This window comes from Pseudomonas sp. S04 (assembly GCF_009834545.1).
Classification (GTDB): Bacteria; Pseudomonadota; Gammaproteobacteria; order Pseudomonadales; family Pseudomonadaceae; genus Aquipseudomonas.
Genome location: NZ_CP019427.1, coordinates 3,714,370 through 3,728,105, shown reverse-complemented (window position 1 = coordinate 3,728,105; position 13,736 = coordinate 3,714,370). Strand labels below are relative to the sequence as shown.

Below are 13,736 nucleotides of genomic sequence, written 5' to 3'. Positions count from 1 at the left end.
CGACAGCTGTAGCGGGAGGGCGAGCAACTGTCGCGCGCCCGCTTCAAAATCAGGGCCGCAACTCCTCCGAAAGTATCATTCGGGGAGGGCGGGCCTGGTGATTAACTCGCCCTGTCGGCATGTGCCGGCGCCAATAAAAAGAGGATCTACCCATGTGGACTAAACCCAACTTCACCGATATGCGCCTTGGTTTCGAAGTCACCCTGTACTTCGCCAACCGCTGATCATCCGAGCCCCGGTACGCCGGGGTTTCCAGTCCCAAAGCAGACCTCATGCATGAGCATGGCCTACGAACTGGAGCGCCCGCGGTATCACACGGTGACGGCCGAACGTGTTTAGCACCGTGGGATAGTCAAGTGAACCGCGCGGATGAAGGACGCATTGGGCCACCGTGCGCACCCTACGCATCGAATAACTCAAATGGTGCAACGTTGTACGGCGCACCCGATGACGGAATTTTCAGTTTGAACCAATCCACCCAGTCTTGCGTGCCGCGCTTTCGCCGTGGCTTCCGCCTGCAGTATGAACCGATGCAGAACTGCCATGTGCTGCTCTACCCGGAAGGGATGATCAAACTCAACGACAGCGCCGGCGAGATTCTCAAGTGTGTTGACGGCGCCCGCGACGTGGCGAACATCATCGCCTCTCTGGCCGAACAATTCCCCGGCGTGCCGGATATCGATGAAGACATCCTGGCGTTTATTGAGGTGGCCCATGCCCAGTTCTGGATCGAATTCGCCTAACCCCACGCGGTCCCAGATCGGCCCGCCGCTGTGGTTGCTGGCCGAACTGACATACCGCTGTCCGCTGCAGTGCCCATACTGCTCCAACCCGCTGGATTTCGCGAAGCAGGGCACCGAGCTGAGTACTGCACAGTGGATCGACGTATTCCGCCAGGCCCGTGCACTGGGCGCAGCGCAGTTGGGCTTTTCCGGTGGCGAGCCGTTGGTGCGCCAGGATCTCGCTGAGCTGATCAAGGCTGCCCGTGACCTGGGCTTCTACACCAACCTGATCACCTCAGGCATCGGACTTACCGAGCAACGAATCGCTGAGTTCAGCGCGGCTGGCCTGGATCATATCCAAGTCAGCTTCCAGGCTGCCGACGAGGAGGTGAACAACCTGCTGGCAGGCTCCAGCAAGGCCTTCGCCCACAAACTGGCAATGGCCCGCGCGGTCAAGGCGCACGGCTACCCGATGGTGCTCAACTTCGTCACCCATCGGCATAACATCGACCGCATCGACCGCATCATCGAGCTGTGCATCGAACTGGAGGCCGATTACGTCGAGCTGGCCACCTGTCAGTTCTACGGTTGGGCCGAGCTGAACCGCGTCGGTTTACTGCCGACCCGCGAGCAGCTGCAGCGCGCCGAGCGCATCACTAACGAGTGGCGGACCAAGCTGACGGCGCAGAAGCACCCATGCAAGCTCATCTTCGTCACCCCGGACTATTACGAGGAGCGGCCGAAGGCGTGCATGAGCGGCTGGGGCAAGCTGTTTCTCGACATCACCCCGGACGGCACCGCGCTGCCGTGTCATAGCGCCCGGCAGTTGCCGGTGAAGTTCCCCAACGTGCGTGAGCACAGCCTGGAGCACATCTGGTTCGAGTCGTTCGGATTCAACCGCTACCGCGGCGACGCCTGGATGCCCGAGCCGTGCCGCTCCTGTGACGAGAAGGACCGTGACTTCGGTGGCTGTCGCTGCCAGGCCTTCATGCTCACCGGCGATGCCGACAACGCCGACCCGGTTTGCGGAAAGTCGTCGCACCATGGCCTCATCCTAGCCGCCCGCGAGGACGCCGAATACGCGCCGCAGGGCTTGGAGCAGTTGACCTACCGCAATGAAAAAGCCTCCAGGCTTATCTGCAAAGCCTGAAACGACTGGCTCCATCGGGTGCCCTTGAGCATCATTGACCGCACAGTGGCCCACCCTACGACGTGCAGTCGGCTAATTAGAAACGTGTTTTGAAGAACCCAGGCAGAACTCCTGACCATGTATAGGAATCGGGATGACCGCTTCTGGCCGAAAGCTGCCCGTCACCTTAGTTTATATTGGCCATCGCCGGGGTTGCTCAAGCCTAGCTTGATTTCACAGCAGCCAAGAGTGGAGCTTGCAGGGAAGGCAAGCTTCGACCCTGAACAGACACTCGTCAGCGTCAGCTCAGGCTCGAACGCTATTTGCTGCGCTATTGCAGCGGGACATACACATCGGTTTGCCATTGATCCCGCGGGGTCTCGGGATAGGCACTCAGGTAATGGAAGAACAGCGGCTGGTCACGCAGTTCCTCGCCACTGGTTGGCAGCCAGTCGCGGTAGATCGGATAGATCGTTTCGCCGATGTGATCCGGTGACCCCGTGTGTCGTACCACGACGCAACGGCCGGCGGGGATGACGATCTCGTGCACGCCGAACTCATTGGGCGCCACCGCTTGGTGAATCTCGCCGCAGATTGCGAAGCGAAATTCCTGTGCAGGTGTCGTATCGGGGTTGCTATAGGGAATGCCAAAGGTGCGACACGAGGCCACCGGCGACTGTCCACTGTGCATACGCCACTCGATGAACCTGTTCACGCTTTCACTGACGAGCCCGGCTGGCCCGCAGTGCTCAAGCGCGGCGACCTTGACCTCGGGGAAATCTACGATTCGTACTTGCATGATGACTGTCCTTGAAAAGTGAGGGATTGCGAACACCGCATTCCAGACCTGCCAGTTCGGTTCCTTCCTGAACGCGCTCGGCGTCATACCGATCGCCCGCCTGAACGCCCTGCTAAATGCCTCGGGACTTTCAAAACCGGCATCGAGTGCCGCGTCCAGTACCGAGTGATCAGCGAGGGCTGCCAGGCGATGTGCCGCGCGGCGTAGTCGCATCAGTTGCACATAGCGGGAGACGGGCACTCCAACGAACGCGGTGAATTGTCGATGGAAGTGAAATGCCGAGAAGTTCGCCACACGGCTCAACGTCTTCACCGACAGGTCGCCTTCGAGATTGGCATCAATGTAGGCGAGCACGGCGTTGAAGCGTTTTGTGTAAGCGAGATTGCTCGGCATGTCAGACACTGGAAAAGCTCCTGGAAGTACGGTCGTCAATAGAGTCGACTATAGCGCCGTGCACGCACCTAGCCGCGTTTGCTCAAGGCCTGTTTTGATTTGGCCAATGTGATCACTTGGCTGCAGCTCACGATGCCAGTCAGGACCCAGCCACAGCCCTGACGCATTAGCTGAACGCGTATGATGGCGGGCCCTCATTACCGATACGGAAATCGCCATGCGTCCTGACAAGGCCTGCCCAGTCGTACTTTCTTCTACGTCGCCACCCAGGATCCTGTTGTTCCGGCATCCTCAAGCGGGGGTCCAACTGGTGAAGGGAACCATTGAACAGGGCGAAACACCGGCTCGAGCTGCCCTGCGTGAGTTGGCGGAAGAGTCGGGTATAAGCAATGCCGAAATCGTCAACGATCTAGGCTGCTGGGACTCCGCTCATCAGGGCCAGATCTGGTCGTTTCACCTTTGTCAGGCGGGTGGACCCTTACCTGAGCAATGGTCACACCAGACGCTCGATGACCATGGTCACCTCTTCGAGTTTTTCTGGGCTTCGTTCGACTGCTTACCCTATGACGATTGCCATCCTGTTTTTCGTCGAGCGCTGGACTTCTTGTGCGAGGTCTTGCAGGCGCGGGGGCACTGGGTGGACAAGCGGCGTTGATGTAACTACAGCGTGATCATCTTTTCCCCCCTGAATCTCGGGCGTCAGCTCATGCTATAAACACCGCCCAAACAGGAGGTTCCCAGACTATGGATAGAAAATGCTCGGTGTTCATCGCGGCCAGCGTTGACGGCTTCATTGCCAGGATTGATGGCGATATCGAGTGGCTTCATCGGCCCGAGTACGAGTGCGCGGCTTTGAAGGGGCTCAGTTACGACGAATTCATGACCACGGTTGATGCCATCGTCATGGGACGCAAGACCCTGGACAAGGTGCTGTCCTTTCCTCAATGGCCCTACGGCAACACGCCAGTCGTAGTGCTCTCGCATGGGGAGGTGGCGCTGCCACAAGAACTGAGGGGCAAGATCGATGTGCTGGCCGGCGACCCGGCACACATCGTGGAGCAACTGGCGGCGCGAGGTCTCAAGCATCTCTACATAGATGGGGGGCAGACCATCCAGGCTTTCCTTGCTGCGGGATTGATCAACGAGATCGTCATCACGCGCATTCCAGTGTTGTTGGGCAAAGGCATTCCACTGTTCAGCCAGTTTGCTGATGAGCTGGGCTTACGCCTGATTGACTCATCAGTATCGGATAACGGATTTGTCCAGAGTCGTTATCAAGTGCTCGCACCGGCTGATATTGCACAAGGTTAGGGTTGCTTGGCGGCAGATGACTCAAGAAACTCCGCGATCAGCGAAGTCACCTGCTGTTGAATCACCCCACGCGCACGTGCGCTTTCGCCATCCAGGCAAATGATGCCATCGCCTGGTACTTCCTCTTCGAGCAGTGCCTGCGCCCCCGGTTTGCACACCGATAAGAAAGTGAAGTGGCTCGCGTCGCTGATTTCGACGTAACGACTTGAAGCCGCCGGCAGACGTTTGGCCAGGTGGGCAGACTCCAACTGCGCAGGAAGATCATGCGAAGGGGCGCCGGCAGCGATTACCAGCGCGGGTATCGGCAGCGCCGCCAGGCTCGCATCGGTCATGCCCCGTGAAAGCCCCACGTCTAGTGTGACCACGGCAGTGACACGTTGATCACGCAAATCGGCGGTCAATGCGGCTTTTGATTGTGAGGTGCTTGCCGGGTTCATCCGTGCAAAGACGCTGCAACTGGTTAACTGCGGGTGCGCCTTGCAGTCTTGGGCGAAGCGGTCTGGGTCGAATTGCGCGCCGGCGATCTCCAGGGCGGTCCAGCCGCCGAGTGAATGGCCGGCCACGGCAATTCGGTCTTTGGCCACCGCGCCGAATTTTTCAGGTTGAGTGGTCACACTATCAATGGCTCGGCTCACATCAACCGGGCGCTGCCATAACTGCGCCGCTGCGTGAGGGCTGCGGTCATGGGTGGTGGAGCCCGGGTGATTGATGGCGGCGACGATGTAACCCCTGTGAGCCAGCGCACTGGCGAGCCAGATCTGGTTGCTCCAGTTACCTCTGTACCCGTGCGAGAGCACCAGCAACGGATGCTTGCCAGCCGCGGGCGGTGCGTCCCGAACCGCAGCCGCCCCGACGAACACCGCATCATCGCCGATCAGTTGTGTGGCGGCGGTGGTTGCACTGGGGTACCAGACCACCATCTGCAGTGCGCGGTCATTGTGCGTGTCCACCAGCGTGGAAGATTGGAAGCCGACAGCGCTTTCGTCAGCGAGTGCGATAGTCGTCAGCCCGGTCAACAACAGGGTGCCAAAAGCTATTTTCAATGTGGTTTCTTCCTTGATCCCGCTATCACATCAGTTCATTCAATCTCTACGCCGGTCAAGGCACTCACGGCGCAAGGTCAGGTTGTTGATCTTCATGCAACTGACTGAGTGATCGTCATCGTAATCGTTGTTTTTGGCTTTGTCCTTGGCCTTGGCGCAATTGCCATTGTCATTACAATTGCCTTTACCTTTTTGCTCGTTGTTGTTTTTTAAACAGTTTCTGACGTCACTTGCACTGCCCGCATCATCACAGTCCGAACCGGCAAAGGACAGCGTTGGCAATGCCAGGGATAACAGGAATATGCACGCAGTGGCCGATAGAATTCGCATAATCAAACTCCTGAGTAGTTTGTTTTTTACCTGCAGCTATAGCCTTGAACCGACCCGGCTGACTATAGCAGGCGCCTTGAAAGTGGCTCGCCAGAGAAAGTAGGGAAAGGGGACAGATTTATTGTCCCCGCAGCTCAATACCTGCGGGTGCACTGTGCAGTCTTCGGCGAAGCGACCGATCTGCCCAGAGTCACGTAGCTCGCTGGGCAGGTCCTGATCTCGTCAGGCTGTCGCGTTCGACTCGGCGAGATGAACTTCAGTGGCACTGCGACCCGCTAGCCAAGCGAGAACAGATGCGATGACCAGCACAGTCGCGCTCAGCTCGAAGGTGGCTCTATAGCCGCTCAGGTCAAATGCCAGGCCGCCGATGATTGCCCCTCCTGCGATAGCCAGCTGGACAATGGCCACGAGCAAGCCGCCACCGGCTTCAGCATCATCAGGAAGCGTTTGCGCCAGCCATGTCCACCAGCCAACGGGAGCGGCAGTCGCCACCAGGCCCCAGAGTCCGAGCAACACGGCAGTCAGTAACGGCGATGCACCGAAGGCCACCAGAGCCAGCGCTATAACAGCCATTATCAGAGGTATCACGGTCAGTGTGCGGTAGAGGCCATTGCCCATGAATCTCTCGATCACAAAGGTCCCGATAAAGCCGGCCAGTCCCAGGCCCAACAGCATCAAAGACAAGGTTGAAACGCTGACACCGGTGACGACCTCAAGAAAGGGCCGCAGGTAAGTGAACAGCATGAACTGTCCCATGAAAAATACGCTGACGGCGACCATGCCCAATGCGACTGGCAACTGCTTCATCAGCCGCAGGGCATTGCCGCTGCTTGCGTTACGCTCGACCTTGAAGGTCGGGAGACTGATCAGCAACCACACGGCTGCAAGCGCTGCGACCGGAACCACACACAAGAACGCCCCGCGCCATCCTATCAGCGAGCCAAGAAAGCTCCCCGCCGGGGCTGCGATGACCGTAGCCAGAGCGTTACCGCCATTGACCATGGCCAGCGCCCGGGAAACTTGATCAGGCGGCACCAAGCGCATGGCGGTCGCCGCTGATAATGACCAGAAGCCGCCAATAGCGATACCAATCAAGGCACGCCCCAGCATGAAGGAGGGGTAGCCTGGCGCGAGGGCGACGACCGTACCTGAGACGATCATCAGCAAGATCAGGCACAGCAGCAGCCTCTTGCGCTCGACGCGAGCGGCAATTGTTGCAATGACCAGGCTGGTGACTAATGCGAATGCACCGGACACGGAAATACCCTGGCCTGCCTGGCCTTGCGTAATGTTCAGTTCCGCCGCAATGGGGGTTAGCAGGCTGACGGGCATGAATTCTGAAGCAACCAAAGCGAATGCGGCCAACGACATGGCCAGCACGGCGCTCCAGCCGCGTTTTTCTGTAGCGCGAACAGTCATGGGAACTACCTGTCTTGCGAAAAGCGTGATGGTTTGCGTGCGCCGTTGTTCACCCCGCCAGCGTTGCGGTGTCGATCACAAAACGATATTTGACGTCACCCTGGAGCATCCGCTCGTAAGCCTCATTGATGTGCTCGGCACGTATCAGCTCGATGTCCGAAACGATGCCGTGCTCGGCGCAGAAATCGAGCATCTCCTGGGTTTGCGCGATGCCGCCGATCATCGATCCCGCCAGGGTTCGACGTTTCATGATCAGGTTGAACACGTTGGGCGCTGGATGCGGCGAGGCGGGCGCGCCCACCAGTGTCATCGCGCCGTCGCGCTTGAGCAGTACCAGCAAGGCATCCAGATCGTGGGGGGCGGCGACGGTGTTGATGATCAGGTCGAAGCTCTTCAGGTGCGCGGCCATTTGCTGCGCATCGCTTGAGATCACCACCTCATCGGCGCCCAGGCTTTTGGCGGCGTCACGCTTGGATTCGGACGTGGTGAAAGCCACCACATGCGCGCCCAGTGCATGGGCCAGTTTGATGCCCATGTGACCCAGGCCACCGATGCCCACCACGCCGACTTTTTTCCCGGGGCCGGCGTTCCAGTGACGCAGCGGCGACCAGGTGGTAATGCCCGCGCACAGTAGCGGCGCAACGGCCGCCAGCTGTGCTTCGGGGTGGCGAATGCGCAGTGCGTAGCGCTGATGGACAACGATCGCTTGCGAGTAGCCACCGAGCGTCCAGCCTGGTGCGTCCTGCGTTGGAAAGTTGTAGGTGCCGATCATGCTGTCGCAGTAGTTCTCAAGGCCTTCGGCACACTCTTGGCAATGCTTGCAGCTGTCGACGATGCAGCCGACTCCGACCAGATCACCCGGTGCGAACCCGGCGACCTTCAGGCCTACGGCTGTGACACGGCCGACGATCTCGTGACCGGGCACGCACGGAAATTGTGTACCTTGCCATTCGGCGCGCACCTGGTGCAGGTCCGAGTGGCAGATGCCGCAATAGGCGATCTCGATCTGCACATCTTCCGGGCCGGGATCACGACGAGTGATGCGCAAGGGTTCAAGCGGTTTGTCGCCCGCATGGGCGCCATAAGCGAAGACTTCCATTGTGGCTCTCCTGTAACAGTTCGACACATTCTCCCGGTCGATTTGCCTCTGCCCTAGTGCATTCCGCTTGAATGCTTGCCTAATCCTATGGCGATGCAGGGCGGTGGATAGGAAACGCAGCGTGGGCGCACTAGAGTTCAGTCAACAGGAGCGACCTGACATGAATCCCAACCCCCTGCGCCATGAGTCACCCTTGGCGTTGAACATTGACCCGCGCGTGAGCGAAGCGGGTGACTTCGCCACATCCATACCCGGCCTGTCGCTGTTTCGTCGCGACCAGCCGGCGCCCCCCGCCGTGTGCATGATTGAGCCGAGCCTGATACTGGTGGGCCGTGGTGCGAAGCGGTTGTGGGTTGGTGGTGAGGGTTACAGCTACAACCATTCGCGGTTCCTGGTCACGTCACTGGATCTACCAGCCAACTCCGAAGTGATTGTTGCCAGTCCCCAACAACCCTGTGTCGGCCTGGTGCTGAAACTGGATGTCAGCATGCTTGCCGAGGTCATCACCAAGGTCGGCTTGCCTGCCAAGCGAATTCCAGTCATGGGTTCAGGCGCTGGCATTGGCAGCATGTCGTTCGCCCTGGAAGGCGCACTCGATCGCCTGCTGGCATTACTCGATGAACCGGAGGCGATCCCGGTGCTGGCGCCGCTGATTCTGCGGGAAATCCACTATCGGCTGCTGAGCACCGATCAAGGGCCACGGCTGCGGCAGATAACCGCCGTCGATGGCCAGGGTTATCGCATCGCCAAAGCCATCGACTGGCTCAAGCTCAACTACACGGCTGCGCTGCGCATTGACGAACTGGCGGCGCGGGTGCAGATGAGCGCACCCACCTTCCACCATCATTTCCGCCAGCTCACCGGCATGAGCCCGCTGCAATACCAGAAGTGGCTGCGCCTGAACGAGGCCCGTCGGCTGATGTTGACGGAGCGCCTGGACGTCTCACGGGCGGCGTTCGCCGTCGGGTATGAAAGCCCCTCACAGTTCAGCCGCGAATATGGCCGCCTGTTCGGCACCGCACCCAGTCGTGACATGGCGCTGCTGCGTGGGCAGTCATTCGAGGCCGAAGGGCTCGGTAACGCGGCAAGTTGAGCGAAAGAACAGCTTTACCGGTGGTACGCCTCGCAGCGTTTCACCGCTTAAAACAATGCTCGTCAACCGATGATCAAGCGGGTGAACCATGGAACTACGAATCAACCAGAAGACCTATCAGGTCGATGCCGACGCCGATACGCCCTTGCTGTGGGTGATCCGTGATGACCTGGGCATGACCGGGACCAAGTACGGCTGCGGGCTGGCGCAATGCGGCGCCTGCTCGGTGCTGGTGGACGGCAATGTGGTGCGCTCGTGCATCATGCCGGTGGCCGGTGTGGTTGGCCGGGAGATCACCACCATCGAAGCTATCGAGGCCGATGAAGTTGGGAAGCGGGTTGTCGCGACCTGGGTCGATCTTCAGGTAGCCCAGTGCGGCTACTGCCAGTCCGGGCAGGTTATGGCAGCCACCGCGCTGCTCAAACAAAACCCCGAGCCGAGTGACGCGCAGATCGAGGCCGCGATGGTCAATCTGTGCCGCTGCGGCACATACAACGCTATTCATGCCGCGATGCATGAGCTTGCTGCCAAGGGGAGCGTGTGATGAACGTACGTATCGATCCGTCCCTTGAGGCATCGGCATTCGCTCTGCACGATCCGATCAATGTGTCGCGCAGACGTTTTTTGACCGGTACCGCCGTCGGCGCACTGGTCCTCGGTTTCGGCCTGCCGCTCGGTGCGACCCGGGTGCAAGCTGCGGCAGCCACGACTGCCGGGCGCGGCACCCAGGTCCCGGCGTTCCTGGAAATCCGCCCGGACAACCGCATACGGCTGCTGTGCCCTTTCATGGAGGGAGGGCAGGGTACGTTCACCGCGATGGCGCAGATCGTCGGTGAAGAACTGGACGCCGACCCGGCGACCTTCCTGGTCGAAGCCGCGCCGCCCGGCGAGGCTTTTGTGGTGATGGAGAATGGCATGCGTGTCACCGGTGGCAGCATGTCGGTGCGCATGAGTTACCCGGTCATGCGCCGCCTCGGCGCACTTGCCCGCGCCATGCTGTTGCAAGCGGGCGCGGAGAAGCTTGGGGTGCCGGTGGGCGAATTGACCACCGAACCTGGCAAGGTGGTGCATGCCGCGTCGGGCCGCTCGTTGGCGTACGGTGAGTTGGCCGAGCGTGCGATGGACCTGCCAGTTCCCGATCCTGCCAGCGTGCAACTGCGTGATCCGAGCCAGTTTCGCTGGATCGGCAAGCCGGTAAAGCGCATCGATGCCTACGACAAGTCCACCGGCAAGGCGCTCTACAGCATCGATCTGAAGGTCGATGGCATGCTGCATGCCGCCGTTCAGCATGCCCCGCGCTTGGGTATGACGGTGGGCAACCTGCGTAACGAAGACCCGGTCAAGGCCATGAAAGGCGTGCATTCCGTGCATCGTCTGCCGGGTGCCGTGGCAGTGCTGGCCGAGCGCTGGTGGCACGCCAAACGTGCGGTGGAGGCGATTCAGGTCGACTGGCAGGAGCCAGCGCTCGACAGCAAAGTGCGACCGATGCCCGCAGACTTTTCCAGCGACGACTGGCTCAAGCGACTCGCTAACGCAAAGGGGCTGGCCAGGGATGACGAACACAAAGGGGACGTTGCTTCGATTCTCGCTGACGCCAAGACCCGGGTCGACGCCACCTACCACAACCAGTACCTGAACCACGGGCAGTTGGAACCGCCTTCTGCGCTGGCCAGGTTCAATCCGGACGGATCGCTGGAGGTCTGGCTACCTAATCAGGCGCCGGACATGTTTCTTGCGGACATAGCCAAGCGCACGGGGCTGGATCCGTCTCGCATCACCTTGCATTCGCCACTGCTGGGTGGTTTCTTCGGTCGGCATTTCCTCTACGACTCAGCCAGTCCCTATCCCCAGGCGATCGAGTTGTCCAAGGCGGTTGGCCGCCCGGTCAAACTGATCTGGAGTCGAGAGGAAGAGTTCCTGCGTGACGTGCTCCGTCCCGTTGCCGCGGTCAATTTTCGCGCCGCGCTGGATAACGATGGCTGGCCGCTGGCGATCGAAGCGATCAGTGCCACTGAAGGTCCTAGCGAGGCCATCGCGGGCAAGCAGGGTGACAAGCTCGACCCTACTGCGCTTGAGGGGTTGTCGGGCAAGTCCTACGCGATCCCCAACAAGCGAATCGCGCAGATCTACGTCAAAGGCCCGGCCATGCTGGGCTACTGGCGTTCGGTGGGCAATTCCCTCAACGACTTCTTCTACGAATCGTTTCTTGACGAACTGGCTGACAAGGGCGGCAAGGATCCGTTCGAACTGCGCCTGCACCTGCTTCGTGGCAACCAGCGCCTGACCACGCTGCTGCAGGCTGTGAGTGAACTGTCGGGCGGTTGGAGGCGCGGGCCGTTTACCGCCGAGGACGGTAGCAAACGTGCGCGCGGCATAGCGATGGCTTCGCCGTTCGGTACGCAGACTGCCGTGATCGCCGAGGTGTCCATCGAGAACGGGCAGGTCAAGGTGCACGATATCTGGCAGGCGATTGACCCCGGCAGCATCGTCAACCCGGCTATCGTCGAAGCCCAGGTCAATGGCGCCGTGGCGCTGGGGCTGTCTCAAACGCTGGTGGAGGAGTCGGTGTGGGTGGATGGCAAACCCCGGGCTCGCAACTTTGACTTGTACCCGATCCTGGCGCCTGCGCGGATGGCCCGGGTACATGTGCGGGTTGTCGAGAGCGGGGAAAAAATGGGTGGCATCGGCGAACCGCCGCTGCCCGCCGTCGCGCCCGCTGTCGCCAATGCGGTGGCTACGCTGACTGGCCAGCGGGTTCGTAGCCTGCCCATGAGCCGGCACACCTTCACCTGATCTGCGCCTGGATGGCTGGCCGTGCCTGGTACACCACATACGCTAGAGGAGAGCCAGATGGAAAGCATCGACTTGCTGGTCCTGCGCACCGCGCGGGACTGGCTCGCCGCCGGCGAGCGCGTGCTGCTCGCCACTGTTGCGCGCACATGGGGTTCTTCACCGCGTCCGGTAGGGTCGATGATGGCTTTGCGTAACGACGGTCGGGTGGTGGGCAGCGTGTCCGGCGGCTGCATTGAGGATGACCTGATCCATCGCTACACCACAGCCCATGGCGGAAGTGGCCTGAAGGACGGCGCACCCGAGGTGGTGCGCTATGGCGTCAGCGCCGATGAAGCGCACCGTTTCGGCTTGCCCTGTGGCGGTACGCTTGAGCTGATTCTGGAGTTCAGCCCGTCCTGGCGGTCGCTCGATGAACTGCTGGCCGAAATGGACGCCGGGCGACTGGTGCGCCGCCGCCTGGTACTGCAACCCTGTCAGGTCACCCTCGAACCCACGCAGACCCCGGAGCAATTCAGCTTCGACGGCCAGCAGATGCTCAATACCCTGGGGCCGGGGTATCGGATGCTGATGATCGGAGCCGGCGCGCTGGCCGAGTACCTGGCCATCATGGCGTTGTTCAACGGATTCAAAGTGGCGGTTTGCGATCCACGTCCCGAGTACATCGAGACGTGGGCGGTGGCCGGCGTGGAGTGCATTGTCGGCATGCCCGATGACGTGGTTCGTGACTTCGCGGTCGATCTGCGAACCTGCATCGTCGCCTTGAGTCATGATCCCAAACTCGACGATCTCGCATTGCTCGAAGCCCTTCACGGACCGGCGTTCTACATTGGTGCCATTGGCTCGCGGCGCAACAGCCAGCTGCGCCGCGAGCGCCTGATCGAGCATTTTGCTGAGACCCAAGCGTCGCTTGAGCGTCTGCACGGACCGATCGGCATCTACATCGGCAGCAAGACGCCCGCGGAGATCGCCGTCAGCGTGATGGCCGAGATCCTTGCCGCCAAGAATGGGGCCAGCCTGCCGAGAGAGTTGTCAATTGCCAGGTCCAAAGCGCACTAAGGAGTGCTCAGTCGTTCGCTTGGATTGCCGTGCCCAGCGCTCATCTCGCAATCATCGGGTTTTTGCAATCACAGCACTCATGTACTGATTCAAATCGCGAAAATCGTTAACGCTCCACGCGTGCGGCGCCACCTTTACGCCATTCTCGCGCAAGGTCCGGGGAATCAGGTCGCCATTGGGGCGCAGGATAATCGAGGAGACAATAACGCCCGGATAATCACTCAAGCGTTTCTTGAAAGTGGCTGTGGTCAGGTCCGGTGTCGGCGGGTTGCTTTTGTTGGCCAGAGGTCCGGTTCCCTTGATATCCGCTCCATGACACATGGAGCATCTCTGGGTAAAAAGATTCTTGCCGTTGGCATTATCGGCCAAGGACAGTGCGGTCTGCGTCAGCGAGAAAAGTCCTAGCGAAGCGATCAATAATACTTTCATGGTTTTCATCTTCCTTGATGGAGTGGCCGCGTTTCGGCGCGCGGCAAAGATATCAGCCCGCGTGTCGGCACACACAACCATTTGCGCTGCCCACACACCGCCATCGCGGGCGAGCCGCAA

General features: G+C 60.3%; 15 protein-coding genes and 1 pseudogene. 10 read left to right on the top strand and 6 right to left on the bottom strand.

Features of this window, described 5'->3' with window-relative positions:
* The first annotated feature begins 152 nt into the window (after positions 1-152).
* The 4 genes and pseudogenes from pqqA (at position 153) to pqqE (ending at position 1,872) form a co-directional block, all read left to right on the top strand.
* Positions 153-224, top strand: coding sequence for a pyrroloquinoline quinone precursor peptide PqqA (pqqA, locus tag PspS04_RS16450; protein ID WP_080725296.1), 72 nt, complete (start codon positions 153-155; stop codon positions 222-224).
* A 52-nt stretch (positions 225-276) separates the two neighbouring features.
* Positions 277-339 (top strand): annotated as a pseudogene (locus tag PspS04_RS27850) (hypothetical protein); the annotation flags it as partial.
* Positions 340-464: 125 nt separating this feature from the next.
* Positions 465-743: a pyrroloquinoline quinone biosynthesis peptide chaperone PqqD gene (gene pqqD / locus PspS04_RS16445; RefSeq protein WP_033040650.1), complete on the top strand. Its 279-nt coding sequence runs from the start codon at positions 465-467 to the stop codon at positions 741-743.
* Positions 715-1,872, top strand: a complete 1,158-nt coding sequence (pqqE, locus tag PspS04_RS16440) for a pyrroloquinoline quinone biosynthesis protein PqqE (protein WP_159996619.1) — start codon at positions 715-717, stop codon at positions 1,870-1,872. Before pqqD ends, pqqE begins: the two co-directional genes overlap by 29 nt.
* 310 nt (positions 1,873-2,182) lie before the next feature.
* Here the strand turns inward: pqqE and PspS04_RS16435 are convergent, their stop codons facing one another.
* Positions 2,183-3,052 carry an AraC family transcriptional regulator gene (locus PspS04_RS16435; protein WP_095171949.1) on the bottom strand — a complete coding sequence of 290 codons (870 nt, stop codon included), beginning with the start codon at positions 3,050-3,052 and terminating at the stop codon, positions 2,183-2,185.
* A 208-nt stretch (positions 3,053-3,260) separates the two neighbouring features.
* Here PspS04_RS16435 and PspS04_RS16430 point away from each other — a divergent pair, with 208 nt between their 5' ends.
* Both PspS04_RS16430 and PspS04_RS16425 read left to right on the top strand, forming a co-directional pair.
* Entirely contained in the window at positions 3,261-3,698 is a 438-nt protein-coding gene (locus PspS04_RS16430; RefSeq protein ID WP_159996617.1) for an NUDIX hydrolase, read from the top strand.
* 89 nt (positions 3,699-3,787) lie between these two features.
* Positions 3,788-4,354 carry a dihydrofolate reductase family protein gene (locus PspS04_RS16425; RefSeq protein ID WP_159996615.1) on the top strand — a complete coding sequence of 189 codons (567 nt, stop codon included), beginning with the start codon at positions 3,788-3,790 and terminating at the stop codon, positions 4,352-4,354.
* Here PspS04_RS16425 and PspS04_RS16420 read toward each other — a convergent pair.
* The 4 genes from PspS04_RS16420 to PspS04_RS16405 all read right to left on the bottom strand — a co-directional run bounded on the left by PspS04_RS16420 (position 4,351) and on the right by PspS04_RS16405 (position 8,245).
* Positions 4,351-5,397, bottom strand: coding sequence for an alpha/beta hydrolase family protein (locus PspS04_RS16420; protein WP_159996613.1), 1,047 nt, complete (start codon positions 5,395-5,397; stop codon positions 4,351-4,353). The two genes, PspS04_RS16425 and PspS04_RS16420, sit on opposite strands and share 4 nt — an antisense overlap.
* 39 nt (positions 5,398-5,436) lie before the next feature.
* On the bottom strand, positions 5,437-5,727 hold the full coding sequence (locus PspS04_RS16415; protein ID WP_095171955.1) for a hypothetical protein: 291 nt from the start codon (positions 5,725-5,727) through the stop codon (positions 5,437-5,439).
* 222 nt (positions 5,728-5,949) lie between these two features.
* Positions 5,950-7,146, bottom strand: coding sequence for an MFS transporter (locus PspS04_RS16410; RefSeq protein WP_159996611.1), 1,197 nt, complete (start codon positions 7,144-7,146; stop codon positions 5,950-5,952).
* 49 nt (positions 7,147-7,195) lie between these two features.
* Positions 7,196-8,245: an NAD(P)-dependent alcohol dehydrogenase gene (locus PspS04_RS16405; protein WP_159996609.1), complete on the bottom strand. Its 1,050-nt coding sequence runs from the start codon at positions 8,243-8,245 to the stop codon at positions 7,196-7,198.
* A gap of 160 nt (positions 8,246-8,405) precedes the next feature.
* Between PspS04_RS16405 and PspS04_RS16400 the strand changes: the two genes are divergently transcribed.
* The 4 genes from PspS04_RS16400 (at position 8,406) to PspS04_RS16385 (ending at position 13,187) form a co-directional block, all read left to right on the top strand.
* Positions 8,406-9,338 carry an AraC family transcriptional regulator gene (locus tag PspS04_RS16400; RefSeq protein WP_159996607.1) on the top strand — a complete coding sequence of 311 codons (933 nt, stop codon included), beginning with the start codon at positions 8,406-8,408 and terminating at the stop codon, positions 9,336-9,338.
* An 88-nt stretch (positions 9,339-9,426) separates the two neighbouring features.
* Positions 9,427-9,882: a (2Fe-2S)-binding protein gene (locus tag PspS04_RS16395; protein ID WP_095171962.1), complete on the top strand. Its 456-nt coding sequence runs from the start codon at positions 9,427-9,429 to the stop codon at positions 9,880-9,882.
* A complete protein-coding gene (locus tag PspS04_RS16390) occupies positions 9,882-12,131 on the top strand; it encodes a xanthine dehydrogenase family protein molybdopterin-binding subunit (RefSeq protein ID WP_159996605.1) in 2,250 nt (749 codons plus the stop codon). Before PspS04_RS16395 ends, PspS04_RS16390 begins: the two co-directional genes overlap by 1 nt.
* Positions 12,132-12,188: 57 nt before the next feature.
* Positions 12,189-13,187, top strand: a complete 999-nt coding sequence (locus PspS04_RS16385) for an XdhC family protein (RefSeq protein ID WP_159996603.1) — start codon at positions 12,189-12,191, stop codon at positions 13,185-13,187.
* 51 nt (positions 13,188-13,238) lie between these two features.
* Here PspS04_RS16385 and PspS04_RS16380 read toward each other — a convergent pair whose 3' ends face one another.
* Positions 13,239-13,616 (bottom strand): c-type cytochrome, encoded by a 378-nt coding sequence (locus PspS04_RS16380; RefSeq protein ID WP_159996601.1) that lies wholly within the window; start codon positions 13,614-13,616, stop codon positions 13,239-13,241.
* Positions 13,617-13,736 lie beyond the last annotated feature (120 nt).

Bases quoted from the DNA above. Each gene is read 5' to 3' on its own strand.
- PspS04_RS16425 (WP_159996615.1), top strand. From the start codon at position 3,788: ATGGATAGAAAATGCTCGGTGTTCATCGCGGCCAGCGTTGACGGCTTC.
- PspS04_RS16430 (WP_159996617.1), top strand. From the start codon at position 3,261: ATGCGTCCTGACAAGGCCTGCCCAGTCGTACTTTCTTCTACGTCGCCA.
- PspS04_RS16405 (WP_159996609.1), bottom strand. From the start codon at position 8,245: ATGGAAGTCTTCGCTTATGGCGCCCATGCGGGCGACAAACCGCTTGAA.
- PspS04_RS16385 (WP_159996603.1), top strand. From the start codon at position 12,189: ATGGAAAGCATCGACTTGCTGGTCCTGCGCACCGCGCGGGACTGGCTC.
- PspS04_RS16410 (WP_159996611.1), bottom strand. From the start codon at position 7,146: ATGACTGTTCGCGCTACAGAAAAACGCGGCTGGAGCGCCGTGCTGGCC.
- PspS04_RS16400 (WP_159996607.1), top strand. From the start codon at position 8,406: ATGAATCCCAACCCCCTGCGCCATGAGTCACCCTTGGCGTTGAACATT.
- PspS04_RS16395 (WP_095171962.1), top strand. From the start codon at position 9,427: ATGGAACTACGAATCAACCAGAAGACCTATCAGGTCGATGCCGACGCC.
- pqqE (WP_159996619.1), top strand. From the start codon at position 715: ATGCCCAGTTCTGGATCGAATTCGCCTAACCCCACGCGGTCCCAGATC.
- PspS04_RS16415 (WP_095171955.1), bottom strand. From the start codon at position 5,727: ATGCGAATTCTATCGGCCACTGCGTGCATATTCCTGTTATCCCTGGCA.
- PspS04_RS16380 (WP_159996601.1), bottom strand. From the start codon at position 13,616: ATGAAAGTATTATTGATCGCTTCGCTAGGACTTTTCTCGCTGACGCAG.
- PspS04_RS16390 (WP_159996605.1), top strand. From the start codon at position 9,882: ATGAACGTACGTATCGATCCGTCCCTTGAGGCATCGGCATTCGCTCTG.